Origin of the sequence: Lentzea cavernae, from assembly GCF_014653695.1 — a bacterium.
GTDB classification, from domain to species: domain Bacteria; phylum Actinomycetota; class Actinomycetes; order Mycobacteriales; family Pseudonocardiaceae; genus Lentzea; species Lentzea cavernae.
In genome coordinates this window covers 225901-250002 of the sequence record NZ_BNAR01000006.1, presented here as the reverse complement: position 1 = coordinate 250002, position 24102 = coordinate 225901, and the positions used below count along the sequence as shown (strand labels likewise).

General features: G+C 68.9%; 19 protein-coding genes. 6 read left to right on the top strand and 13 right to left on the bottom strand.

Translation table 11 applies throughout. The features are described 5' to 3' along the window. Positions 1-41 precede the first annotated feature (41 nt). Entirely contained in the window at positions 42-1109 is a 1068-nt protein-coding gene (locus tag IE307_RS21490; RefSeq protein WP_191300303.1) for a glycerate kinase, read from the top strand. Here the strand turns inward: IE307_RS21490 and IE307_RS21485 are convergent. The 8 genes from IE307_RS21485 to IE307_RS21450 all read right to left on the bottom strand — a co-directional run bounded on the left by IE307_RS21485 (position 1075) and on the right by IE307_RS21450 (position 8432). Continuing rightward, complete coding sequence (locus IE307_RS21485) at positions 1075-2475, bottom strand: sensor histidine kinase (protein ID WP_229904938.1); 1401 nt, start codon at positions 2473-2475, stop codon at positions 1075-1077. The two genes, IE307_RS21490 and IE307_RS21485, sit on opposite strands and share 35 nt — an antisense overlap. After that, entirely contained in the window at positions 2472-3143 is a 672-nt protein-coding gene (locus IE307_RS21480; RefSeq protein WP_191300301.1) for a response regulator transcription factor, read from the bottom strand. The genes IE307_RS21485 and IE307_RS21480 overlap by 4 nt, the downstream gene beginning before the upstream one ends. Before the next feature lie 176 nt (positions 3144-3319). Then, positions 3320-4864, bottom strand: a complete 1545-nt coding sequence (locus tag IE307_RS21475) for an AAA family ATPase (protein WP_191300300.1) — start codon at positions 4862-4864, stop codon at positions 3320-3322. Positions 4865-4879: 15 nt separating this feature from the next. Beyond that, positions 4880-5395, bottom strand: coding sequence for a hypothetical protein (locus IE307_RS21470; RefSeq protein WP_191300298.1), 516 nt, complete (start codon positions 5393-5395; stop codon positions 4880-4882). 5 nt (positions 5396-5400) lie between these two features. Beyond that, positions 5401-5553, bottom strand: coding sequence for a hypothetical protein (locus IE307_RS21465; protein WP_191300297.1), 153 nt, complete (start codon positions 5551-5553; stop codon positions 5401-5403). A 2-nt stretch (positions 5554-5555) separates the two neighbouring features. Then, positions 5556-7286: a hypothetical protein gene (locus IE307_RS21460; RefSeq protein ID WP_191300296.1), complete on the bottom strand. Its 1731-nt coding sequence runs from the start codon at positions 7284-7286 to the stop codon at positions 5556-5558. Further along, complete coding sequence (locus IE307_RS21455; RefSeq protein ID WP_229904937.1) at positions 7283-7741, bottom strand: hypothetical protein; 459 nt, start codon at positions 7739-7741, stop codon at positions 7283-7285. The genes IE307_RS21460 and IE307_RS21455 overlap by 4 nt, the downstream gene beginning before the upstream one ends. Before the next feature lie 124 nt (positions 7742-7865). Beyond that, on the bottom strand, positions 7866-8432 hold the full coding sequence (locus tag IE307_RS21450) for a hypothetical protein (RefSeq protein WP_191300295.1): 567 nt from the start codon (positions 8430-8432) through the stop codon (positions 7866-7868). A gap of 86 nt (positions 8433-8518) precedes the next feature. Between IE307_RS21450 and IE307_RS21445 the strand changes: the two genes are divergently transcribed. Then, positions 8519-9379, top strand: a complete 861-nt coding sequence (locus IE307_RS21445) for a hypothetical protein (protein WP_191300294.1) — start codon at positions 8519-8521, stop codon at positions 9377-9379. 14 nt (positions 9380-9393) lie between these two features. Here the strand turns inward: IE307_RS21445 and IE307_RS21440 are convergent, their stop codons facing one another. The 3 genes from IE307_RS21440 to IE307_RS21430 all read right to left on the bottom strand — a co-directional run bounded on the left by IE307_RS21440 (position 9394) and on the right by IE307_RS21430 (position 13830). Beyond that, complete coding sequence (locus tag IE307_RS21440; protein WP_191300293.1) at positions 9394-10152, bottom strand: alpha/beta fold hydrolase; 759 nt, start codon at positions 10150-10152, stop codon at positions 9394-9396. Positions 10153-10215: 63 nt separating this feature from the next. Then, positions 10216-12621 (bottom strand): transglycosylase domain-containing protein, encoded by a 2406-nt coding sequence (locus tag IE307_RS21435; RefSeq protein ID WP_191300292.1) that lies wholly within the window; start codon positions 12619-12621, stop codon positions 10216-10218. Between the two features lie 138 nt (positions 12622-12759). After that, entirely contained in the window at positions 12760-13830 is a 1071-nt protein-coding gene (locus IE307_RS21430; RefSeq protein WP_191300289.1) for a glycosyltransferase, read from the bottom strand. Between the two features lie 568 nt (positions 13831-14398). Here IE307_RS21430 and IE307_RS21425 point away from each other — a divergent pair. The 4 genes from IE307_RS21425 to IE307_RS21410 all read left to right on the top strand — a co-directional run bounded on the left by IE307_RS21425 (position 14399) and on the right by IE307_RS21410 (position 18907). Further along, a complete protein-coding gene (locus IE307_RS21425; RefSeq protein ID WP_191300287.1) occupies positions 14399-14635 on the top strand; it encodes a hypothetical protein in 237 nt (78 codons plus the stop codon). Between the two features lie 121 nt (positions 14636-14756). After that, complete coding sequence (locus IE307_RS21420; RefSeq protein WP_191300284.1) at positions 14757-15065, top strand: hypothetical protein; 309 nt, start codon at positions 14757-14759, stop codon at positions 15063-15065. A 209-nt stretch (positions 15066-15274) separates the two neighbouring features. Next, positions 15275-16675, top strand: coding sequence for a serine hydrolase (locus IE307_RS21415; protein WP_229904936.1), 1401 nt, complete (start codon positions 15275-15277; stop codon positions 16673-16675). 540 nt (positions 16676-17215) lie between these two features. Further along, the gene (locus tag IE307_RS21410) at positions 17216-18907 is read left to right on the top strand and encodes an HEXXH motif domain-containing protein (protein WP_191300280.1); all 1692 of its coding nucleotides are present in this window, start codon (positions 17216-17218) and stop codon (positions 18905-18907) included. Between the two features lie 7 nt (positions 18908-18914). Here the strand turns inward: IE307_RS21410 and fxsT are convergent, their stop codons facing one another. Beyond that, on the bottom strand, positions 18915-23270 hold the full coding sequence (fxsT, locus tag IE307_RS21405; RefSeq protein WP_191300278.1) for an FxSxx-COOH system tetratricopeptide repeat protein: 4356 nt from the start codon (positions 23268-23270) through the stop codon (positions 18915-18917). Between the two features lie 106 nt (positions 23271-23376). Further along, positions 23377-24069, bottom strand: a complete 693-nt coding sequence (locus IE307_RS21400) for an AAA family ATPase (protein ID WP_229904935.1) — start codon at positions 24067-24069, stop codon at positions 23377-23379. Positions 24070-24102 lie beyond the last annotated feature (33 nt).

Genomic DNA, 24102 nt, shown 5'->3' with positions numbered 1-24102 from the left:
AGCACACTGTAGCTGGAAAGCGCTTTCCAGGAAGAGGTGAGATGACGGACTTCCGGGTCGTGATCGCCCCCGACTCGTTCAAGGGCACCATCGACGCGAAGGCCGCGGCCGAGGCGATCGCCGCGGGCTGGCGCGCGGTGCGACCGGACGACGAGATCCGGTGCCTCCCCCTCGCGGACGGAGGCGAGGGCACCCTCGCGGCACTCATGTCCCGTGGCGGCACCCTCGTGCAGGCACGGGTGCAGGACCCGATAGGCCGGCCTCACGACGCCGCCTGGGCGTTGTTGCCCGACGGCACTGCGGTGGTCGAACTGGCTGCCGCGTCAGGACTTCCGTTGCTGGACAGTCCAGCGCCGCTGACCGCCGGCACTTTCGGCTTCGGTCAACTGCTGCGCGAGGCCGCCGACCACCCCGGCGTCGAGCGAATCGTTGCCACGCTGGGAGGTTCGGCGTCCACGGACGGGGGAGTGGGCGCGCTGACCGCACTGGGCGCCGTGTTCCGGGTGGTCGGCGGCCTGGTGGTCGAGGCGGACCTCTCGGCGCTGGTGCCCGCACCGGACGTCGTGTGCCTGGTCGACGTCGACACCCCTCTGCTCGGCCCTTCCGGTGCGGCACGGCGGTTCGGCCCGCAGAAGGGCGCCGGTCGCGCCGACGTCGAGATGCTCGAAGCACGGCTGGAGCGACTGGCCGACGTGCTGGGTGGTCACCGTGACGCGCCGGGCAGCGGTGCCGCGGGTGGCACGGCGTTCGGCCTCGCCACCGCCTGGGGCGCGAGGCTGGTGCCGGGCGCGCCGCACGTGGCCGACGCCGTGGGGTTGCCCGCGGCGGTCGAGTGGGCGGACCTGCTGATCACCGGCGAGGGACGGCTCGACGAGCAGAGCTGGTCGGGCAAGGTCGTCGGGAACGCGATCGCGTCCGCCGGACAGGTCGCCCTCGTCGTCGGCTCCCGCGCCACCGAAGTGCCCGGCGGGATCGACTGCGTGACGCTCACCGACCTCGCCGGCGACGTGCGGCAGGCGATGCGCGACCCCGCCCGCTGGCTGGCGGAGGCCGGTGAGGTGCTGGCGGGGCGGATCACCGGTGCGCGGGCTGGTGCTCGCCGAAGATGAGGTCCCAGTCCAGCGCGGGATCGGGAACGGGGCGCGGTTCGGGGATGTGGCCGTGCGTCGAGGTGATCGAGCCGTTGAGGAACTGCCAGACCTCGTCGCCGATGCGCTGCTGCGCCACGACGGCGGCCTGCCTGGGCTGCGGGATGCCCGTCGGGATCGTTGCCACGAAACGGATGCCGCGGAAACCCTCGGCGTCGGTGGCCTCGAGCGTGCCGTGGTGCCGTCCGGCGATGCGGCGGGCGATGGCGAGCCCGAGTCCCGCGCCGCCCGCGGCACGGGTGCGGGCCTCGTCGAGCCGGGTGAACCGGTCGAAGACGCGTTCCCGGTCGGCCTCGGGGATGCCGGGACCGTCGTCGATGACCTCGAGCGTCGCGGTGGCCCCGCCGCGCAGCCGCACGACCACCTCGGTGCCCGCGTGGCGTTCGGCGTTGTCCAGCAGGTTGCCGAGCAACCGGGACAGCTGCGCGCGCCGTCCGGGCACGAGCACGTGCTCCTCGACGTCCAGCGTGACCATCCCCCGGCGGCAGACCTCCCGCCGCACCACCGCGGTGAGGTCGACGGTGTCCTGCCTGTCCAGCGCGTCGGCGTCCAACCTGGCCAGCAGCAACAGGTCCGTGGTCAGCTCCTGCAGCCGTTCGGCGTCCTCCAGCGCCATCTTCACGACCGTGGGCCAGTCCGCCATGTGCGGGTGCGACAACGCGATCTCGAGCTCGGCCCGCAGCGCGGCCAGGGGACTGCGCAGCTCGTGCGAGGCGTCCGCGACGAACCTGCGGGTGTCCTCGACGGTGCGGTGCATCCGGTCGAGCGTCTCGTTCAGCGTCGCGCCCAGCCGCGCGATCTCGTTGTCGGAGGACGGCACCGGCACGCGCCGGGTGAGGTTGTTCTCGTTGATCTCGGCCACCTCGGCCCGCATCGCCTCCACCGGCCGCAGCACCCGGCCGACCGCGGTCAGCACCGTGACCGACACCAGCGAGGTGATCAGGACGAACACCCCGAGCAGGCCCAGCGCCGCGGTGTTCAGGTCCGCCTGCGCCCGCGTGGTGATCGTCCAGGCCGCCTCCTCGGTGGGGCGCGGCCCGGCCCCGACCACCTCGTACCCGAACTCCCCGAACGGCGACAGCGTCAGCTCCGGGCGCACCTCGGTGGTCGCGTACCGGATCACCGCGCCCGGCGAGTCGAGCAGCTTCCGGTCGTCCAGGACGACGCACTCGCTGCCGGAGCACACGTAGTGCACCCGTGAGCTGTTCTCGGCCTGGACGACGATCTGCTGGCGTTGCGCCCCCAGCATCAGCACCCCGGCCAGTCCGACCAGCACCGCCGTGACCACGGTGGCCAGCACCGTCACCTTCACCTGCAACGATTTCACCGGTCCACCAACCGATACCCGACACCGCGCACGGTGGTGATGCTCCGCCGGTCGAACGGCGCGTCGATCTTGCGCCGCAACGCGCTCACGTAGACCTCGACGAGGTTGGGATCGGGGTCCTGCGCCGAGTCCCACACCCCGTCGATGATCTCCGACTTGGTGACGACCTCCCCCGCGTGCCGCAGCAGGAAGCTCAGCACCGAGAACTCCTTGGCCTTCAGGTCGATCCGCGTGGTCCCCCGGTGGCACTCCCGGCTCACCGGGTCCAGCACCAGGTCACCGGCCCGCAGCAACACCGGCTGCGCGGTGCGCGACCGCCGCCCCAGCGCCCGCAGCCGAGCCACCAGCACCACGTAGGAGAACGGCTTGGTCAGGTAGTCGTCCGCACCCGTGTCCAGCCCCTCGGCCTCGTCGAACTCCCCGTCCTTCGCCGTGAGCATCAGGATCGGCGTCCACACCCCCGCGTCCCGCAACTCCTTGCAGACCCGGTACCCGTTGAGACCGGGCAGCATGATGTCGAGGACGATCACGTCGTACGGGTGCTCCCGCGCCCGCCACAGCCCGTCCGTCCCGGTGCGCTCCACGTCGACGGCGAACCCTTCGGCGGTCAGGCCGCGGGTGAGCAGGTCGGCGAGACGGGGGTCGTCTTCCACCACGAGCACGCGCATGGGGGCAGCCTGCCGCATCCGCCGTGATCGAGTCCTGAAATCCGTTTCAGGATCGTTCAGCGTCGCTTCAGGTTCACCCTGACAGCCTCTTCGTCGTGGACGGGGGTCCACAGCCGGGGGAGAAGGTGGCGGCGATGCCGAGGGGGAGCAGCGCCGCCGCCTTCTGGCAGGTGGGGTCAGCCGAGCACGACCCGGCGGGGCGCGGCCGGCTGGTCGACCGCGGCACGGGTCCGGCCGGACGCCGGGATGGCGCGGTCGCGCAGCTGCCTGATCTCCTCGACCTTCTCCGGGGCCGACCGCAGCAGCGGCACGACGTTGCGGAAGCAGCTCAGGTAGTAGTCCTCGCCGACGTTGTCGTCGCCGATCCGGATCGCCTCGTGGCAGATCTCGGTCACCGCCGACTGGATGTCGGAGCCGGCGAACCCGTCGCTCATCCGGACCAGCTCGTCGACCAGGGCGGGATCGACCGGCGTCCGCAGGTACTTGCGCAGGTAGATCGAGATGATCTCGCGCCGCTCGTCGGGCTCGGGCAGGTCGACGAAGAACATGTCGTCGAAACGGCCGCTGCGCAGCAGTTCCTGCGGCAGCGAGCGGACGTCGTTCGCCGTGGCGACGACGAACACCCTCGCCCGCGACTCCTGCAGCCAGTAGAGGAACTGGCCGACCAGGCGCGTGGTCACCCCGGTCGAGTCGGTGCCGGACCCGGCGAGGCCCTTCTCGATCTCGTCGATCCACAGCACGCACGGCGCCACGGTGTCCGCCGTCGCGAGCGCCTCGCGCAGCCGTTTCTCCGACTGGCCGACGTACGCGCCGAGCACCGACCCCATGTCGAGGCGGTACAGGGGCAGTTGCCAGTCCGACGCGATCGTCTTGGCGGACAGGGACTTCCCGCACCCCGGCACGCCGACCAGCAGCACCCCGCGCGGCGCTCGGATGCCCCGGTCGCGCAGGTCCATGGTGAGCAGGTCGCGCTTGCGGTCGAGCCACTGCCGCAGCCCGCTGAGGCCGCCGACCTCGTACTCCCCGGGGCGCAGCTCGACGCGTTCGATGCCGGAGAGCTCGCTGAAGATCGAGTCCTTGGCCCTGCTGAGCTGCACCAGGTCGGCCTTGGTGATCTCCTTCTTCACCACGAACGTGGCAAGGATGTTCAGCGCCTCCGTCTTCGTGACGCCCGCGAGGATCGACGCCGCCTGCTCGTAGTCGGCCGGACTCCACTCGATGCGGATGTCGGTGGCGTACGGGCGGAGGAACTCCCTGATCGCCAGGTGCATCTCGTCGAAGTCGGGGAGGTCGAGCCGCACCGACATGCCCATGCGCTGCAGCGTGCTCCACACCGGGTCGGAGGTGATGATCACGATGCAGCCGCCGTGCTCCTCGGCGAGCGCGGCCAGGTCGGCGAACCGCCGCGACACGTCGTTGTCGTCGGTCAGGTGCTGCACGTCCGTGAAGACGATCGTGAGGTTCGACCTCGACTGGAACCACTCGCCGGCGAGCTCGAGCGCGCCCAGCAACGACTTGTCGTCACTGATCACGGTCCTGGTGCGCAGGTCGCGCAACCCCTGGCTCAGCGTGTGCACCAGGACGTCGAGCTGCTTCTCGCGGGCCAGCTCGCCGAGCGCGTCCAGCACGCGGGCGCGTTCGACCGTGCGGATGGAGACGAACGGGATCCGGGCGAGCAGGTACGACTCGACGCGGGCCTTGGTCTCCGCTCCGTTGGGCATGTGGTTCTCCGATGCTCAGATGATCACTCGCCGGCCGGGGCTCTGCCTGCCCGGTGCCGGGGGAGGGGACGGCGGTGCCGGCGCGGCCGTGAGCCGGTTCCCGCGCACCACCGCCTGCAGCTCGATCGGCGCGTGCCGGACCGAGTCCTCGAGGCTGCGCTGTGAGGACCGCACCGTCTCGTCCAGTGCGGACGTGAGCTCGTCGCGCAACGCCGGTGGCATCGCGGGAAGCTCGCAGAACCGGCGCAACGGCGCGAGCCGGGTGCGGGCGCTCGTCATCGCCGCCGCCAGCGCGTGCACCGCCCGTCCGGGGTCGCCGAGCAGCGAGCGGAGGTCGCGCTGGAACCCGTCCGCCCAGCGGCGCTGCCGTCGTGCGAACGCCTCGGAGACGTGCCGCAGCAACCGTTCCTGGACGTGCGGCCCGAGCTGCTCGTCGATCGGCGCGAGGTGGCCGGAGGGCTGGTCCGCGCCTTCGGCGAACGCGTCGAGCCACGCGCGCCAGTCCGCGTACGGACCTGGAGCGTGTCGCATCGCGGTCACCGCCTCCGGTGGCGGTCGAGGAACTCCGCGGGCGGCAGGAGGTCCCACTCGGGCAGCTGCAGCGCGATGTCCCGTTCGGAGACGGCGTGCCGCGCCTCGGTCACCGGCAGGCGTGCGGTCTGGTCCTGGCTGTGGGCCGGTCCGGGCATGATCAGGCTCCTCGCAGCTGGTCGGGTGCGGTGGCGACGAAGGAGGTCGCGGTGAGCCCCTCGGCGAACGTGCGCAGCGACTGCGCCTTCGAGATCTCCCGCTGCCACTCACCGCGCAGGTCCACGAGCTCGGCGATCGCACCGCGCAGCCGCACCACGGCGGCGACGCGTCGTTGATCGCCCTTGCGCCGGATCTCCGCCCGGCGAGCGGGGAGCGCCCGGATGTCGAACGCGACCCAGATGCCCATCGCCGCCGCCACGAGCAGGAGGAACAACGCGAACCCGCTGGCGCCGCCGATCGCCGAAAGCAAGGCGACCAGGAGCGCCAGGCCACCGAAGACGGCCGCGGCCTGGGCCGCACCGCTCATCCGCACCTCGCTGACTGCCTTCGCGGTCTCCCGGTCGATGTGCTCGGACAGCGAACCGACCAGCTGCTGCTCGTCGGTGCCGCCGTCCACCCAGCCGGTCCAGCCCTCGGCGCGCAGCTCCACCTGCGACGGCATCGAGGCGAGGTTGCCCGCCTCTAGCCTGCCCGCGCCCTGCACCAGCCAGTCGCGCGCCAGCGCCAGCGTGAACCGCTGGGTGCCGGGTGAGGCACCCGCCCGGTCGCCGTGCAGCGCGGCGTTGCTGAGCAGCGTGAGGAAGTCGACCGTCTGCTCGTGCAGCGGATCCTCCGCCGCCATCACCTTCTTCGCCACGTCGTGGTCGCCGTCCGCGTTCACGACGGCCTGCAACCACGCCTCCCTCTTGCGGTACGGGGCTTCCTCGGCGTCGAAGTCGCGCACCAGCCCGTCGAGGATGTTGTCCACCCGCACGTGGAGGTCGTGGCTCTGCGGCACGGGCGCGTCGAACGTGGCGCGCAGCATCTCCTCCGTCGCGCCGTGCACGGTCGCGCCCTCGAACATCTCCTTGAGCTGCGGCCAGGTCGGGCTGAGCGAGGGCAGCAACTGGTAGCGCGCGTCCACCGGGCGGCGCATCGTGTCGATCATCTTCGCCCAGCGCTCGACCTGTCTGTCCACGGTGTCCTGGTCCTGGCCCAGGCGCTCGTACCACTCGGACATCTGTTCCAGCAGCATCGGTTTCGCCTCGCGCCCGAACGTGCCGGTCGACACGGCGTCCAGCACCACAACGAACTCCGGCGACAGCTTCGCCGGGTCCTGCCGCGCCGCGTACTGCCGCACCCAGGCGGCGGTCGCCCGGTCGCGCTGGTGCCGGCGCAGCACGAGGGCGAAGAACAACGAGGCCTTGTCGTTGTCCCTGCGCACCGCCTCGCCGATCGCCTTGGCCGCGAGCTCTGGTTCGTCCCTGATCCAGGCGGCGACCGCGATGAGCGCGGGCGCGAGCCAGTAACCGGGGGTGCGCAGCATCAGTTCCTCGGACAGGTCGCGGATCGCGCCCTGCGAGACGATGCCGGCGTCGAGCGCCTGCAACGTGCCGGTGGCGAGTTCGCGCACCTCGGCGAACTTCCCGAACTTGTCGTTGAGCTCCCCGCGCACCTCCAGGATCTGGACCTGCGCCAGCTGGAGGTTCTGCCGCAGCTCGTCGCGGCGGACGTACTCGACGAACTGCGCCTTGAGACCCAGGAGTTCTTGCTGGGTGGCGTCCTGGTTGCGCTGCACAGTGGACACGGCGCCGTGCAGGGCGACCTGCTGCTGGACGAGCGCCTCCTGGTTCCTCGACACCTGTTTCAGTGCCTTCTCGACCCCGCTGAGGTCGACGTGGACGGTGTTCATCGGTCACTCTCCAGCAGAACGGTTGAGCCGTCGGGGCGGACGCACACCAGGCGGTCCGGGTAGACCTCGATGGCGAGGTAGGTCTCGGACTCCGCAAGGGATCGCGCGCGGTCCATGCCGTGCGGCAGCGGTTCCCCGTTGCGGTAGTGCGAGATGATGGAGCCGTCCATCGCGAGGGTGTGCACTTCGTACGGTGCGCCGAGGTAGCAGCGCGAGACGATTCCCAGTGGTGTGGAACAGAACTGGTCGGCGAACTCCCGGTGCACGGCGTCGACGATCTCGCTGACGTCGGCCGTGGCGACCTTGCCGGAGCCGTCGAGGGCTTGCAGCGAACGGACATAACGAGCTGAGCGTCGCCCGCCGAGCACCTTCGTCCCCGCCCGGCCGGTCGCGCCGGTCGTCCGTCCGAGCTGTGCGACGGAGTCGGATCTGTTGTTCATCAGTGGCCTCGGCACGCCACCAGCTCCCTCATGTCCACCAAGGACGTCACGCGTTCGATGCCGGTCTCATCGAACGCGGCGGGAAAACCATTACTCCATCCGGAACTTCCGCCGAACCGTCACTCGACCGGAGCAACGTTCAGGGAGAGGACACCAACAACCACGCCACAGTCAGCACCGCACCCGCCCACAGGGCGATGTCCAGCAGCTCGACGGCGCGCGCGATCCGGTGCGGCAGCGGCAATCGGGCCCGGTACACCTGGCCGTCGTCGGTGATCAGCTCCCGCACCAGCACCGATCCGGACTTCTCCGCCTGGCCGTACACCTGGACACCGGTGCCCTCCGCGGGCAGGCCGCGCGGCAGGGAACCCCTGACACGACAGGGGTGTTCGACGCCCGTCACCTCCTTGACCCAGAACGGGTGCACGTCGACGTTGCCGGGCTTCGGCACCCAGCGGTGCACGGCGAACGTCACCGCCGTGACCACTGCGATGACCAGAACCGCTTTGGCCAGCAACGGAACACCGCCCACCACCGGGCTGAGCGCCACCTCGGCGACGGCGAGCACGGCGCACCCCCAGGCGCCGAGAGTCGCACTTCTCCTTCTCGCAAGTGGTTCCTGGCGGACGAGACCGAACCGGGTGACGGTGCCGACCGCCACCCGGCCCGGTACGCCCTGGTCCGTCGTCTTTCCCGCGGCGGTCATCGTGGTGTCCTCGTCATACGAGAAACATCGCGCGAGGTGGTGGCGATTGTTTCTGGTGACCGTGGTTTCGGGAAGGACGGACCGGCATGGAAGACGCCGAGAACACCGGTGTGACAAGGGACGACGCGGCCCCGCCGCGAGTTCCGCTGTGGGGACCGGTACCGGCATCGGGCACACCGGGCCCGGCGGCGCCGGTGTACGAGTACCCGGCCGAGCAGCCCTGGACGGAACCGCCCAGCCAGGCCGTGAACACCTACATGACACCGACCGAGCCGCGAAAACCGCTGCAGGGCAAGGCTGTGGTGGTGGCCGTGGTCGTGTCGTTCGTGGTCGTCGCCGCCGTGGTGGTCGTGAGCTTCGTCCGCGGTGAGAACCAGCCCTCGGCCGGATCGGACGTCGTCGGCGCACCAGTCCCCGTGACGTCGAATAGGTACGACCAAGCCAGAACGACCACGACGCCGCCGGCGAGGTACACGACGACTCGTCCGTCCACTTCGGTGTCCAGTTCCCGCGCCACCCCGACGGGCTACCGCGAGGTGACAGGCCCGAACGGCGTCTTCGTCTCCATCCCGCAGAACTGGACGGTCGCCGCGGGCAGCCAGCCGACCAACCACCAGGCCGACGACCCCGCCACGCCGGGCGCCGTCATCCGTTACGGGGCAAGCACCTCGGAGTCCCGGCCGCTCTACGACGCAGTGGCGGCCAACGAGGCCAGTGTGAAGACCGGCTACCAACGGCTCAAACTGACCACTGTGTCATCTAGTACCTCCGCAGTGGAATGGGAGTTCCTGTACACGGCGGAAGGCGTGCAACGGCACGCGTTCGCGCGTTACTGGCGGCGAGCAGGTCTGGACTACATCGTCTACGGCGCCTCGAACGTCGCCGACTGGCCGCAGATGCAGCGCGTGGTCGACGTCCTCGTGTCCACGGCGGGGCCGACCGCCTGACCCGGGACAGGGCTTCAGCGGTCGAGCAGCACGCCGAGCAGTTCCCCGGGCGATTCGAGCTGGGGCAGGTGCCCGCTGCGAGGCAACACGGTGAACGTCGAAGTCGGGATCGCGGCCGCGAAAGCCTTGCCGTACTCCAGATCCACGATCCCGTCGCTCTCACCCCACACCACGCGAACAGGAACCTGCACGCGCCCGAGCCGTGAGACGAGCGTCGGATCGGACATGGCAGTTCCGGTGTAGGAGATCAGAGCCGCCACGTCCGGCCGTGGTCCGCCGGAAGTCGCCGGGGCCTTGCTCGGATCGTGCCAGGACAGCCGGCCGAGCTCGGCGGGCGATAGACCGCGCACGTCGGTGACGGGATGCCCGGGAACCTCGACGCCGATCCCGTTGACGATCACCACACCGCTGACGCGCGGGCTGTCCAGCAGGGCGATCTCGGCGGCCAGCCAGCCACCGAAGGAGTTGCCGACCACGGTCACGTCGGTGAGGTCCAGGAGGTCCAGCAACGCCACGTAGGTCCGCGCCAGGTCGATGACGCTGGTGAGCCCCTCCGGCCTGGGCGTGCCGCCGAACCCGGGATGCGTCGGCAGGAGAACCCGCGCACTGGTCCTCTCGGCGAGAAGGTCGCCGAAACCGGACATCGTCGCCACACCACCACCGCCGTGCAGCAGCAGGAACGGCCGGTCGCCGTCGCGGTTCCGCACGGTCAGTTCGACCACGCCGGCGGAGGTGTCGAGCGCGTGGGTTTCCGTGTGAGCGGTGCCTGTCATCGTCACTCCAAGTCGTTGCCTATCTAAGGAACCTTATATCAGGTTCCTTAGATAGACAAGCGGTCACGGAGTAGGCGGTGGCGCCGGGCTCGACGTCGCCACGGCCACCAGCGGCGGCGGCTCGGTGGTCTGCGGTGCCGGCGGCCCAGCGCTCACCGACAGGGTCACCTTGGTGCCGCGCACGGCCAATCCGCGCACGGACTGCGCCACCACCGCACCGCGCGGCTGCGGCGCGCTGACGGACACGGAGGTCACCTGGTAGCCGGCTTGCTGGAGCACGGCCGACGCCTTGTCGACCCCGGAACCGACGACCTCGGGGACCTTCATCTGCGCGTCGCCGTGCCGGTAGCGGTCCTCGACCTCGGGAAGGGGCTTCTCCGGCAGGTCGGCGTGGACCTTCACCATCGTCTCGAACCAGGTCGCCGCCGGGACGGTGCCGCCGTAGATGTTGCCCTGCGCGCACAGCCTCGGCGGTCCCGCACCGATGCAGATGCCCTTGGGGGAGGTGCTGTCGTTGAACACCTGGACGGCGCCCGCGTAGTCGGGAGTCGCGCCGACGTACGCCGCGGACTTGTACTCCTCGGTCGTCCCGGTCTTGCCCATCATCGGCCGCTTCCAGCCCGCCTTGAGCGCCGCGTTCGCGGAGCTGCCGGTCCTGCTGTCCTCGCTGAGGCCCACGGCGAGTGCGTTGGCGAGCGGTTCGGGCACCGCCTGTTCGCACGGGGGCCGCGCCAGGTCGACCTGGCGGCCGTTCCTGTCGACCACCCGGCGGATCGGGGTCGGCTTGCACCAGACGCCGCCGCTCATGATCGTCGCGGCGACGTTGGCGAGTTCGAGCGTGCTCGACGGGGCGGGGCCGAGGGTGAACGAGGCGTTGCCGTTGCCGGAGTAGAACTCGGCCTGCGTCAGGCGGAGGTCCTTGGCCGCCTTGAGGGTCGGGGCCACGCCGGCGATGTTCGTCGCCATCGTCCTGCGCATGCCGAGGCGGGACGCCATGTCCACCACCGCGTCGAGGCCCGCCTGCTCCTCCAGGATGACGAACGCCGTGTTGGGCGAGGTCGCAAGCGCTTGCCGCAACGGCATTCGCGCCGGGTAGCGGTCGTTGTGGTTGGCGAGGCAGTACCAGTGCGTGTTCGGCTCACCCGTGGCCGGACACGACTTCGAGCCGCCCTTGAACACCTTCGAGGTGTAGGTGTTGGGCGCGGCGACCACCGTGTCGATGCCGAAGCCCTTCTGCAGTGCCGCCGCCGCGGTGAAGATCTTGTAGACCGACCCGGTCCCGAACTTGTTCTCCACCCCGCTCGGCAGGTCGAACTGCGTCTGGAACTTGGCGCTGTTCAGGCCGTAGTCGCGGTTCGCGACCAGAGCCACGACCTCGTGGGCGTCCTTTCCCGGACGCACGACCGCCATCGTGTTGGCCACGCCCGGCGTGTCCTTCGGTGCCTGCGCCTCGACCGCCTGCTTGGCGTGCGCGGTGATCCCGGGGTCCAAAGTGGTCTCGACGCGGTAGCCGCCGATCTTCAGCTCCTCCAGGTCGAAGCCCGCCTCGGTCAGGTGCTCGACGAGGAACGAGCAGAAGAACCCGTAGGACGGTCCGGCGCCGACGCACCCGGTCCGCAGCGTGCGGACGGGCCTGCTCAGCCCGAGCGGCGCGGCCTTGTGCCTGGCGCCTTCCAACGCCGAGAGCTTCTCGTTCGCCACCATCGCGTCGATGACGAGGTTCCGGCGCTCGACCGCCTTGTCCGGCCTGGTCTCCGGGTCCAGCGCGGTGGGGCTGTTCACCATGCCCGCGAGCGTGGCGGCCTGCGCGACGGTCAGCCTGTCCGGCGTGGTGTCGAAGTACGCCTGCGAGGCCGCGGCGACGCCGAAGATCGTCGATCCGAAGGGGACGAGGTCGAGGTACCGCGCGAGGATCTCGTCCTTGCTCAGCGCGATCTCCAGGCCGACCGCGATGCGGGCCTCCCGGAGCTTCCGGGTGATGCTCTGCGCCTGGGCCTCGTGCTGGGCGTTCTCGTCGGTGCGGGCGAGGACGTGCACGAGGTAGTTCTTGACGTACTGCTGCGTCAGCGTGGACGCGCCCTGCTCGACCGCGCCGTTGGCGTTGTTGCGCGCCGCGGCGCGCAGCGTGGCGAGCCAGTCAACGCCGTTGTGGTCGTAGAAGCGCCGGTCCTCGATCGAGAGCAGGGCCGACTTCATGTGCGGCGAGACCTTCTCCGGCGGCGTTCGCACCCGGTACTGGTCGTAGAGGTACGCGATCGGCGCGCCGTTCCTGTCCGTCACCGTCGTCATCAACGGCGGGTGGTCGCTCAGCATGAGCGCGAGCGTGGACCCGACCTGGTCGCTGATCTTGTTGGAGAGGGCACCGAGCGCAGCCGCCGGGGGATACAGGAGCCCGGCGAGCAGAACGCCTGCCAGCAGGCAGAGCCCGGCGAGTTTGCCCAGGCTGGGCCCTATCCGCTTGTGGTCCAAAGTGGAACTCCCATCGCTGTCTCCGGCCAACGGCGGTTACCCGGCGCGACGACGAACAGGCTCACTCTTCGAATGAACAGCGGGCACGGATTCCGTCACCGGGAGTGCTGGAACAGCACTGCGCTCACTCGTTCGGTTTCACGGCGCCGGGGTCACCGCCCGTGCGGAACCCAGGCCGGTGGAGACGCGCTCGTACACGCCGGCAGCTTCCTTCGCGAGCCGGTGCCGCGAGTACCGGCCGAGAACGCGGTCGCGGGCGGCGATGCCGAACTGCTCCCGCCGTGTCTCGTCGGCGAGCAACGTCGTCAACGACCGCGCCAGCCGCCGGGCGTCCCGGGGCTGGACCAGCAGTCCTGTCACCTCCGGCACGACGATGTCGCTCAGCGCGCCGACGGAGGTGGCCACCACGGGAACACCGCAGGCCATCGCCTCGAGCACGGCGATGCCGTACTTCTCGGCGTCCGGAGCGCACACGGCGATGTCGGCCGACCTCAGCACCATCGCCCGCCTCGCGCGCGGAACCGCCCCGGTGCTGACCAGTTCGACGTTGTCCACAGTGGACAACGCGGCTCCGATCGCCGCGGAGCTGGTGCCAGGGCCCGGTTCACCGACCACGACGATGCGCATCCGCCCGTCGTGGAACTCGGTCGGGCCGTCCGGGCTGAAGAAGGCGGGGTTCACGCCGCTGGGGATCACCGACACCTTGGCGCGGCGGACACCCAGCTGGCACAGCCGCTCGACCTCCGCCGAACTCGTCGCCGTGAACCACGCCGCCCTGCGTGCGACGAGGGCCTCGGCGCCCCGTCGTTGCTCCACGTCGGACTCGCCGAACCCGTGGTAGGAGTGCACCACCGGAATCTGACGGTGGTGCGCGCTGATCATCGAGACCAGGCCCGACGTCCAGTGGTGCGCGTGCACGACGTCCGGGCGGCGCTGCTGCCACTGCCCGGTGAGGAACTCGGCGAAGTCGCCGAGATGCGCCCAGAGCTCTTTCTCCGCGAGCACGCGAGCAGGTCCCGCGGAAACGTGCACGACGTCGTAACCCTCGGCGCCGACGCGGTCGGGCGACGTGAAGTCCTCGCGCCGCGTGTAGACGGTCAGTTCGTGTCCGGCGGAACTCAATCCCGCGCACAGCTCGGCCACATGAGCGCCCTGGCCCGTGTTTTCGGTGAGCGGACTGGCCTGCACCGACACCATCGCGATTCGCATTTACCCGGTTGCATCCTCGGTCTCTAGCGCGATTCCGAGCTGCCGGCTCAACTCGACCAAGTCCGGTGGTGAGAGATCGACCGTATTGCTTGACGGCACCGCCGACAAACGCAGGCGTCTGCCGTTGGCCGACATGCCCGCGCCAGGTCCTGCCCCCTCCGGCATCGGGAACGGCTGCTCCGGAGCGCGGCTCGAATGACGCCAAAAGCGCTGGTAGGAGCTGCTGCGAAGGGACTCTGCCGACCACTGCGGCGGAACTCTCCCGGCATGGGTGCGAGGGGCGCGTACCAGCGCCGACGCGGTTCCAGGGCGTGCGCGGGGGAGACCTTTCACCCCATTGCAGGATGCGAACGAGGCGTTCCCATGTTTGTCCTGATGGACCGCCGAAAAACCTCTAAACATCAAAAACACGGCATCACCCGAAGGTGTGGTTTGGTGCTGTCGCGTTCACGCCAAAGCGTGATCGATGATTTGGAGTCTCCTGATCGTGTGGATACGGTCCTCCCAGACTTGCGGACGGTGTGCGCCACCCGAAGCGTTCTTTTCTGAAAGAAAAAAGGAGATTTCTGTGCTGAAGAAGGCAGGAGCGGCCGTCGCTATCGCGGGCGCTTTCCTCGGTATCGGTTCCACCGCTCTGGCGGACGCCCCCGAGCTGGACATCACGGACCAGACCGGCATCGCGCACCTGAACGACTCCGAGGTGCTCAGCGACATCAACGCCTGCTTCATCGACGTCAACGTCATCGCGGTGCCGGTGCTGTCGGACAACGACAGCGGCCTCTGCGCCAACCCCGACGACAAGTGACGTGAGACGGCGCCCGCCCCTGTGGGCGCCGTCCCACAGCCGGGGAACGGGGCTCGGCGGGGTGGCCGGGCTCCGTTCCTCCTTCGTTGCACACGCAGATCGAACGACTGGAGAAGACGACATGCTGAAGAAGGCTTTTGCCGCGGCTGCTGTTGGCGCGGGTTTTCTGATGATGGGCACGCCCGCGTTCGCGACGCAGGGTGACGCGATGGACGACATGAGGGACCTCGCCTCGAGCTACGACCACACCCACCAGGTGGGCCTGGTCAACATGGAGGACTCCGAGCTCCTCAGCGACCTCAACGTCTGCCACGTCGACGTGAACGTCATCGCGGTGCCGGTCCTCTCCAACAACGACGGCGGCCCGTGCCTGAACCCCGACATCGAGGTCCAGGACTCCGAGGACTCCGAGGACGACTCGGACCGCTGACCCGCGGCACGGCACGGGAGGTCGTCGACGCACTGGCTCATACCGGTGATCACTTCGGGGGCCGGTACGCCTGACACCCCTGTTCGCCACGAAGCGCCCGGCCGGATCGCTCGGCCGGGCGCTTCGTGGCGTGCCGGCGGATCACCTCATCCAGCGGTTTGAGCCCGTCGCCACGCGAACCACGCTCTTCCCTGGTCACGATGGTCCGCATGAGCGCACGAACCACGAAGCTCAAGCGGATCAGCGTATTGTGCGCGGCGCTCACGATGGCGGCCACCTCCACGACACCGGTGTCCGCCTCGGAAAGCCCGCTGCTCGCGGAACGCCTGCGTGAGGCGGTGGTCGCGCAGAACTTCAAGGACGTCATCGACCTGACCCCGCCAGAACCCAGCGCACCACCGCCAGAACAGCAGGACAAGTACGACCCCTCACCCGCAGAGCTGGCCAGCCGAACCAGGTCGCGCACCGACGGCACACCGCTGCACCAGACGCCGAACCTGGACGCGGCCGTCATCGAACTCGACCCGCTCGGCCGTCCGAAGTCGGTGGCGAACGTGCTGCTCAGCCCGCAGCACCCCAACGGCGTGATCGTGCCGGTGCAAGCCCCAGGGCTGTCCACCGCACAGGTCCGCTACCGCTGGTGGAACGACCGGGAGTGGGACCTCAACGGCGGCATCGGCACGCGGGACGTCCTGCCCGGCCGGGAGAACGCGCCGATCGACTTCTCCTCACCGTATCCGGCATCGGTCCTCAAACTGCTCGTGGGCTTCGGCGTCCTGCGACTGGCGGACCAGGGCAGGATCGACCTCGAAGCCGACTACGCCTACACCCCGGCCCCGGCGCGAGGGGCCTGCGGCGGCCCCTCGACCAAGAAGGTCCGGCAGCACTTCGACGAGATGATCACCAAGTCGCAGAACGAGTCCACCTGCGCGCTGGTCAAACTGCTGCACGACCTGAACGCGTGGGACCACGTCAACCAGACCTTCGCGGACCTGGGAATGCCGACCCTGATGCTCACCGGCACGATCCCCGGCAACGGGGGCAGCTGGGGAGGCGCGAACATGAGCGCCCTCGACACCGCGAAGCTCCTGCTGCTCATCAACGGCGGCACAGACGTCCTGTGGACGACGGACAACGGCAAACCGATCACCGCCGCCGAACTCTCACCGCCGTCGCGGGCGTTCTTCCTGGCAACCCTGGCGGGCCAGGGCCACAACGAGATGCTCTCCACGCCGAACTGGTGCGGCCGCGACTATCCCTCGCGGGGCATCCCGCAACAGGTGCCGGCGCGCTGGATCGAACCCGACGGCACCGTCACCGTCGGCGACGCCATCTACGACCGCGACGTGCGCCCCTGCAACGACACCGCGGAGGTGACCTTCGCGCACAAGACCGGCTGGACCAGCACCTCCGGATCCGACGCCGGCATCGTGAAGTCGTTGCCCGGCAAGGCCGCGCGCGACTACATCGTCGTGGTGTTCGGCAACCTGGGCATGGACTACACCGACACCGTCCGCCCGGCCGACCCGCCCGGCGTCTTCCCCGTCCTGTACACGCAGAAGTACGCACAGCTCGGCAGGGCGATCGACACGATCATGAAAGCACCGTGACCACAATTGAGAACGGGGACCGAACCGAACGGTGCAAAGGTGGGTTCATCGGACCTCGAAGGTCTTCCGGACTCCGTGACCAGACCTGCGCGCTGTGACCTGTGGTGGCGTCTTCGGTCAGGTGAACCGATGTCGGCGTGCATGATCACCGATGCCAACTTCAGAACTGTCCGCACAAATATTCCATGAAACCAGCACGGGCAGTGACAGGAGTAGACCTGTTGGCCCCTGGGGGATATCCGCCTGGGCGCTCCCAGAGAGCGGTCCGGTCAGGCATCATGGAATCAGCGGGCGCGTGTGGGGAGGCAGTCGACGTGACAGCAGTGGGTTCACCATTGGATCTCCCCTCGGTGGTGCTCGATCTCACCGAGGTGTGCTTGTCCGATCTCCGAACATTGCGGACTCCTTTGCTGGACAAGGCGATTCAACGAACCTTCGAGGAGGCCAGGCTCGGCAGGTTCGGTGATTCCGTTCAGGGGCAGCGTGACTAGAGGCGGTGCGCGGCCGGCGGGAGTTGCCACACACCGCCTGTCACGTTTCGTGTTCGACGAGATCTGCCACGGGTCGGTGTCGCGTGCGGGAATCGATGTACTGCGCGGTGGGCAGTACAGCATCCGCAAGCTGCGGTTGAGGACGTTCGTCGACGCCGCTGCGGAGATGGCCGACCGGCTCGGCCCGTTGTTCGACGTGGAGCGCGCCTGGGACCTGCTCGCCGAGGCTGAGAGCGTGTCGCCCGCCGCTGTCGAGGACGTGCTCATGTACCCGACGGTGGGGGTGTGGCTGAGCCGTGCGTTGCGCCAGGTGCTGGGCATGGCCCTGGACGACACTCCGTTCTGGTCGGAGGTGGGAGGGTTCCAGCTGGTCGCAGCGGCGGCGGCGGTCCGAAGTGGAGTGTTGTTCGAGATCGCGGTGCCGGTCGTGCACGGTGCGGTCACGTTGCCTTCGGTCGGTGTTCTGCGGCCGGCGACGAGAGTGCCGGTGGGGCACGCGGTCCTGTGCAACACGCCGGCCGGGTTGTCGCTGACGGTGCAGGGAATGTCCGAGCGTTCTGCTTTGGAACCCGTGAAAAGACACCGAGGCGTGGCACGCGGGCAGACCGTCGAACTGGTTCTCGACGATCTCGACCCGTACCGCGAGTTCACCGCCCCCCTCCCTGCGTGTCCACTTTCTGACCACGAAATCGCCGAATGGCGCAAACTGGTGGACGAGGCATGGGATCTGCTGACCGCGTGCCATCCGAAAAGTGTGGAGGAGTTGTCCTCCTGCATCACGAGTGTGGTCCCGCTCAGTGCTGACCAACAGGTGTTCGCCGCCTCGTCCACCGCGGCTTTCGGCAGCATTGCGATGTCGCCCAAGCGGACCGCGGTCGAGTTCGCCGAAGCCCTCCTGCACGAAATCCAGCATTCGAAGGTGAACGCTCTGCTGGACCTGGTGATGCTGTGCGAGGACGACGACGAGTGCCGATTCTACGCGCCGTGGCTCGACTACCCGAGGCCGTTGACGGGGTTGTTGCACGGCATCTACGCGTTCACCACCGTGGTCGAGTTCTGGTACGTGCAGCGCGAACTCGTGCCCACGCATCTGGTCCGCAGTGCTCACTTCAACTTCGCCTACCGTCACCGCCAGGTCGGCGAGGTCGTGCGAACCCTGCGCCGCACACCTCAGCTGACCGAGCTTGGCCGCAGGTTCGTTGCCGCGGTCTCACTGCGGTTGGCGGCGTGCCCACCGGCCGGTGTACCGGCCGACGTGGTCGATTCCGTCGAGACGATCACATCCGAACATCGGGTGCTGTGGCGGCTTCGCCACGTGCGGCCCGATCCGGACGTCGTCGAGGCGCTGGCGGAGGCGTGGCTCGATCGGCGTGCGCCGACATCCGATTTCGGTGCAGACGTCGTGTTCATGTCGCCGGGGACGGGGCGTTCTCCGCTGGGGACGTTCCTGAAAGCAAGTATGGCCGACCACGGAGTCACCGGGCGGAGGTTCGTGGACGAGGCGGAGGACGCGTTCCTCAACGGCGACGCGCCGCTGGCGGCACAAGGCTTCGCGGCGCGGCTCACCACTTCACCCGAGGACGTCACCGCGTGGTCCGGATTGGCTGTCACCTCGGGTTCAGCCACGTTGGCGCGCAGGCCCGAAGTCGTGCGTGCGGTGCATCGTGCGGTGGCCGGACGCACCGGGACTGCGCCGGATCCCGGTGCGCTGGCGGTCTGGCTCGACCAGACCGCCAGCTGACGGGTTGTCAGAGCTGCATGGTGTCGGTGTCGCAGTTCGCCCTGGTGGACTGCGTGGCCGCGATGGTGGCCGGGTGGTCGTCACCCAGCACCTTGCGGAACGCCGCGACGGTCTGGCGGTGCAACGTAGCCGCACCGGTGTGGTCGCCGAGGGTGTCCAGGTCGATCGAGAGGTTGAGAGCCAGGGCCAGCGTCGACGGGTGTTCGTCACCGAGCACCCGCCGGGACCGCTCCAGAGCGTCCTCGTCCATGGTCTTGGCCCGCTCGACCTCACCGAGCTCGGCCAGGTCGCTGGCCAGGTTCGTGGCAGCGACCAGTGCCGACGGGTGGTCCGCGTCGAAGACCTCGACCAGATCCAGGTACGCCTGCTGGTCGATCTTCAGAGCCTCTCCGACCTCGCCGCGCAGCCGGCGGATGACGGCCAGGTTGAGCGCGGCGATGAGCGTGTGGGGGTGACGCTGCCCGTGGTGCGATTCGAACTGCTTGTAGCTGCGTTGCGCGGCCTTCTCCGCCCTGCCGAGTTCGCCGGAGTGCCGCAGGTCGGTCGAGAGGTTCATCAACGCGGTGATCGTGTCGATGTGGTTGTCACCGTGACGGCGTTGGTACCGCTCCAGGCAGTCCTCGGACAGTTGTTGGGCCCGCCTGTGGTCACCGGCCTTGCGCAGCGCCACCGACAGGTTCCGCTTCGCTCCGATCACCCGCGGGTGGTCCTCGCCGAGCACCTCGACCTGGTAGTCGAGCGCCTGCTGCTGCTCCTGTGCCGCTTCCACGTAGTAACCGCACTCGCGCAGGTCCATGCAGAGCGCGTTGCGGGAACCGAGTGTCTGGGAGTGGTCCGCTCCCAGCACTGATGTGCGAAGCCGCAGGTTGTTCTCGTCCACTTTGCGCGCCGCGATGAAGTCGCCCATGAGACGCAGGCAGCCCGCGAGGTTGTGTGCGTACCGCAGAGTCGTCGGCTCGTCACCGCCGAGCAGTTCCTTTGACCTGTCGTACACCGTCTGCTGCAGCTCCATCTCCTCGCGGAAACGGCCCTGGGACCGCAGGTCCGCCGCGACCGCATCGAGCATTTCGAGCATGCTCTCGTGGTTCTCACCGACGGTCTCGGCGAGCAGCCGGCGGGTCTTCTCGTTCAGACTGATGGCGCCTTCGATCTCACCGAGCCGGCGCATCGCCACCGCGAGCCGGCGGGACATCTTGAGGGTGTCCTCGGCGGACTCCCCCAGCTTCGCCGTCCAGGATTTGACAGCCTGACCGGCCAGGTCGCGCGCACCGCCGAAGTCGCCAGCGTTGAGCAGGTACACGACCAGGTTGTCCACCAGTTCGCGAACCCACTCGTCCGGGCAGTCCGCGGCCCGCGACACCAGGGCGTGTGGCAGCAACTCGGCGTACTCCGGCCAGTTCTTCGTTGCGTCGGGGTCGTCCGGAGCGCCGTTGACGAGGAGGACGTGCACCGCGTGCCGCATGATCTCCTGATCGTCGTCGGACAAACCGTTCTTCAACACCGTCTGCACCAAGCGGTGCAGTTGCAGCGAGTTGTTGCGGTGGTCGAGCTTGGCGAGGCTGTACCGGCTGATCTGGCGCACGGCGCGACCGAGCTTGATCGGGTCTCGGAGCGCGGCCTTCAGCTCTTCGGGGACGGGAGCGTTGCGCACACCGCGGAACAGCTTCTGCGAGATGGGCTCCGGGCCGAAGAAGGCGCACACCCGGAGCAACTGCAGAGCATCGGGGTGTTGCTCGCGCAGCCGCTTCAGGGGAACGTTCCACACCGCCGCGACCACGGGGACCTGTTCGTCACCGGGTTCGTCGGCGTCCAGCAGTTCCGGGCGGTTCTGCTCCAGCAGTTCGAGGTATTCGGGGACCTGCATGCCGGTGGTCGCCCGCCACGCGGCGGCCTGCTCCACTGCGAGCGGCAGGTCACCGAGGGCTTCGGCGAGCGCGTTGGCCTCGTCGTCGTCGATGTCACCGCCGCGCTTGTGCAGCAGCTCGATGCTTTCCGCCCTGGTGAACAGGTCCACGAGGACGGAGCGGGCCACGCCACTCCAGTCGGCGTTGCGCGACGTGACGATGATGTGGCCGGATCCGGCGGGGAAGAACTGCCGCACGTCCTGCGGGTCGTCGGCGTTGTCGAAGACGAGCAACCAGCGTTTTGCCGGATCGTAGGTCCGCAGGGTCTCCAGCACGGCGGGCACTGCCGTGTCGGCGGATCCCGCCGTCGCCACACCGAGTCGTTTGGCGAGTTCGACGAAACTGGCGTTGATCTGAGCGACCTGCTCGGCGGGCACCCACCAGACGAGGTCGTACTCCGCGGCATGGCGGTGGATGTACTCCACCACCGTCTGGGACTTGCCGACGCCGCCGAGACCGTGCAGCGTCTCGGGCAGAACGGCCGTCGGTCCCAAGACGTTGAGCCGCGTGCGCAGTTGGTCGAGCAGCTCGGTCCGCCCGACGAAGTCGGGATTTCGCAACGGCACAGACCCCCAGATCTGTGGTTGTGAACCGGACGTGCGCCGCTCAAGTGCCGGGGTGTGCGTGCCGGGTGCGCTCACTTGGTCAACTCCTTGCGGCGTCTCGGTTCCCTGCGGCTCCGCTGCCGGATCGACCATCGGCTGGGAGTCGGTTGTGATCACGTGTTCGTCTCCGTCAAGTTGGCGAGTGGGGTGATCCGGTTCCGTCGAGGTGCCCTTGTGCGGCGGCGGAACCGGGAACTCGTCGAGCGCTCTACGGAGCTGCTTGGCGCGTGGGGCATAGGGGCCGGCGAGTGCGCGCAACACGGCGGCCTGGACCTTGAGGTACGGGCGGTTCTCCGGCGAGACGTCCGGTTCGAGGACGCGGGCCGGATCGTCCAGGGTGGCGCGAAGATCGCGCAGCGCCGCTATGTCAGACCCGGCGTGGTCGTCGAGGACACGAGCGACCCGAGCTGTCTCCAGCCTGCGGCCGGTGGCCAGCAGCTCTTCCTGCACCCCGTCCTTGAACTCGTAGGCGACGGCGTGCGCGGACGTGTCGGAGGAGGGCACCCTGTGCATCAGGCCGCCCAGCATGACCTCGGCGAGCGCGGAGAGATCGGAACTGGGCAGCAGCACGCGCTGCACCAGCTTCATCAGCGATGGGCTCAACGGCGTTGCGGCAAGGAGCCCTGCGAGGTGGAAGCCGTCGCCGGACGCGTAGGTGCGGAACCGCACGACGCGTTCCTCCGGCGTCAGTGTCTCGTCTTCGTCGGAGTCGAGCGGCAATCGATCTGGGTAAGCGCTTACCAACGTCGCCGTGGTCTTCACCGTTTGTGCACCGGGTGAGGCGATCAGCCTGGACCAGCCGGACATCCACTCGGCGGACAGACCGAGCACGGGCACTGGAATGACGTCTGGAGTGGTGAGTCCGTTGACGCGGAGCCGCTTGTTCGGGACACCCGGCGCGGGGGAGTGCAGCAGCATGTGGCGGGTCACCACGCCACCCCACGACCAGAGCCGCTGGGCCAGCGTCTGCACGATCGCGACGGGCATGTGCTCGGCCCACATGTGGAGCACACGGCTCATCGCGCCGCTGTGCCACGCCTTGCCGATCGTGTCGGTGAGCACCAGCACGATGCGCATGCCCGTGGGCTCCACGAGAAAACCGCAGTCGTGGGTGGCGTCGCCTTCGCTGCGCAGCGGCCGGTCCGGCAGCTCGGCGCTGCTGGTGTCGAAGAAATAGGTGCGCACATCGCGAAACGCGCCTTGTTGCTCGAGCGTCGCGCGAAATTCACGTGTGGTGTGCTCCCAGATGTCACCCGCCACCGCGGCGTCGACGACGAATGCGATGTCGAACCGGCGCGACGGGGCGGCCTTCAGCTCAGGTATCCAGAGGCCGTCCTGGGCCGCGCGGATGGCCGTCGCCTCCTCGTCGACGACCTGTTGCCACGGCGACGGGTGCGGACGGGACAACCGGCGCAGCGCACGGCTGATCGCGCGACGTTCCGGCATCGCGGGCATGGTCGGCCACGCCGACACCGCGCGGCCTTTCTTCTCGTCCCTGTCCGTGAGACCGGTGAACACGGTCTCCGCGCTGGGCGTCCACCGCTCGAAGTGCTCCGGCGCCGGTTCGGGCTCGGCCACGTCGAACGGCTCGGGCTCCGGAGCGGGCAGCGGTCGCTCTTCTGACCGAGGCCGCGTTTCCGGTGCCGACGTCAGGGGCTCTGAGATCGGTTCTGTGAGATCCGGTGACGCCGGCGATTCGATCTCGGGCGCATGGATTCGTGCCGCCAGCCACAGCGAGTCGCGAATCTCCCGATACGACAGACCGCTGGTGGACAGCCGTTCGACGCCGCCGTCGGCGACGTCGAAGTGCTGGAGCACCACGTTCTGCGCGGGAAGGTCTGGTGGTCCCTTCATCTGGGTTCCGCCAGTGGATGCCAGATGGCGGTGAGAAGGTCCCTCCAGTCGTCATCGGGTGTGTAGGCACCGGATGTCGCCAGACCGGTGGCCAGGTGGACGGCGTTCAGGAGCTGGTCGGCCGCCAGTCCGCCCACCTCGCTGCTGCGTTCCAGGAACTCGGTGATGAGGCGGCCGGTGTCGGCGCGTTCCCTCCCGTCGAAGTGGGCCGCGACCATGGCACCGAGCTGTTGTGCTGTCGGGTTGCCGATGTGCAGGCGCAGACATCGTCGGAGGAAGGCAGGGGGAAACTCGCGCTCGCCGTTGCTGGTGATGATGACGATCGGGAACTCGCGGCACGGACCAGTCCGTTGTGGACGGTAGCGGTGTGGCCCCTGTCGTGTGTCAGCACAGTCACCTCGGCCTGTCGCTTGGAGTAGCGGACCAATTCCGGGATCTCGTACTCGCCCTCCTCGAAGACGTTGAGGAGGTCATTGGGCAGGTCGATGTCCCCTTTGTCCAGTTCGTCGATCAGCAGAACACGCGGGAGATCCGCCGCCAGCAATGCGGTGCCGAGCGGGCCGAGGTGGATGAACTCGCCGATGTCCGGCTCGCCCTCGTGTGCGGCAGCCTGCACCCGTGCGATCGCGTCGTAGAGGAAAAGCCCTTGAGACAACGTGGTTCGACTGCTGACGGGCCACCGCAGCACCGGCCCGAGGCCGAGCTCGCGAGCGATCAGGTACGCGAGTGAGGACTTGCCCGTGCCCGGTGCGCCGGTCACGAGCAGCGGGCGCCTCAGGTGAATGCTGGAGTTGACCATGGCCACTTCGACGGGATGCGGTTCGCGTGGCCG

What these genes read in the sequence shown, in the direction of transcription:
- IE307_RS21475 (WP_191300300.1), bottom strand. Translation starts at nt 4,864, where the DNA reads ATGCCCAACGGAGCGGAGACCAAGGCCCGCGTCGAGTCGTACCTGCTC.
- IE307_RS21480 (WP_191300301.1), bottom strand. Translation starts at nt 3,143, where the DNA reads ATGCGCGTGCTCGTGGTGGAAGACGACCCCCGTCTCGCCGACCTGCTC.
- IE307_RS21420 (WP_191300284.1), top strand. Translation starts at nt 14,757, where the DNA reads ATGCTGAAGAAGGCTTTTGCCGCGGCTGCTGTTGGCGCGGGTTTTCTG.
- IE307_RS21445 (WP_191300294.1), top strand. Translation starts at nt 8,519, where the DNA reads ATGGAAGACGCCGAGAACACCGGTGTGACAAGGGACGACGCGGCCCCG.
- IE307_RS21465 (WP_191300297.1), bottom strand. Translation starts at nt 5,553, where the DNA reads ATGCCCGGACCGGCCCACAGCCAGGACCAGACCGCACGCCTGCCGGTG.
- IE307_RS21415 (WP_229904936.1), top strand. Translation starts at nt 15,275, where the DNA reads ATGAGCGCACGAACCACGAAGCTCAAGCGGATCAGCGTATTGTGCGCG.
- IE307_RS21400 (WP_229904935.1), bottom strand. Translation starts at nt 24,069, where the DNA reads ATGGTCAACTCCAGCATTCACCTGAGGCGCCCGCTGCTCGTGACCGGC.
- IE307_RS21450 (WP_191300295.1), bottom strand. Translation starts at nt 8,432, where the DNA reads ATGACCGCCGCGGGAAAGACGACGGACCAGGGCGTACCGGGCCGGGTG.
- IE307_RS21490 (WP_191300303.1), top strand. Translation starts at nt 42, where the DNA reads ATGACGGACTTCCGGGTCGTGATCGCCCCCGACTCGTTCAAGGGCACC.
- IE307_RS21470 (WP_191300298.1), bottom strand. Translation starts at nt 5,395, where the DNA reads ATGCGACACGCTCCAGGTCCGTACGCGGACTGGCGCGCGTGGCTCGAC.
- fxsT (WP_191300278.1), bottom strand. Translation starts at nt 23,270, where the DNA reads ATGAAGGGACCACCAGACCTTCCCGCGCAGAACGTGGTGCTCCAGCAC.
- IE307_RS21460 (WP_191300296.1), bottom strand. Translation starts at nt 7,286, where the DNA reads ATGAACACCGTCCACGTCGACCTCAGCGGGGTCGAGAAGGCACTGAAA.
- IE307_RS21440 (WP_191300293.1), bottom strand. Translation starts at nt 10,152, where the DNA reads ATGACAGGCACCGCTCACACGGAAACCCACGCGCTCGACACCTCCGCC.
- IE307_RS21430 (WP_191300289.1), bottom strand. Translation starts at nt 13,830, where the DNA reads ATGCGAATCGCGATGGTGTCGGTGCAGGCCAGTCCGCTCACCGAAAAC.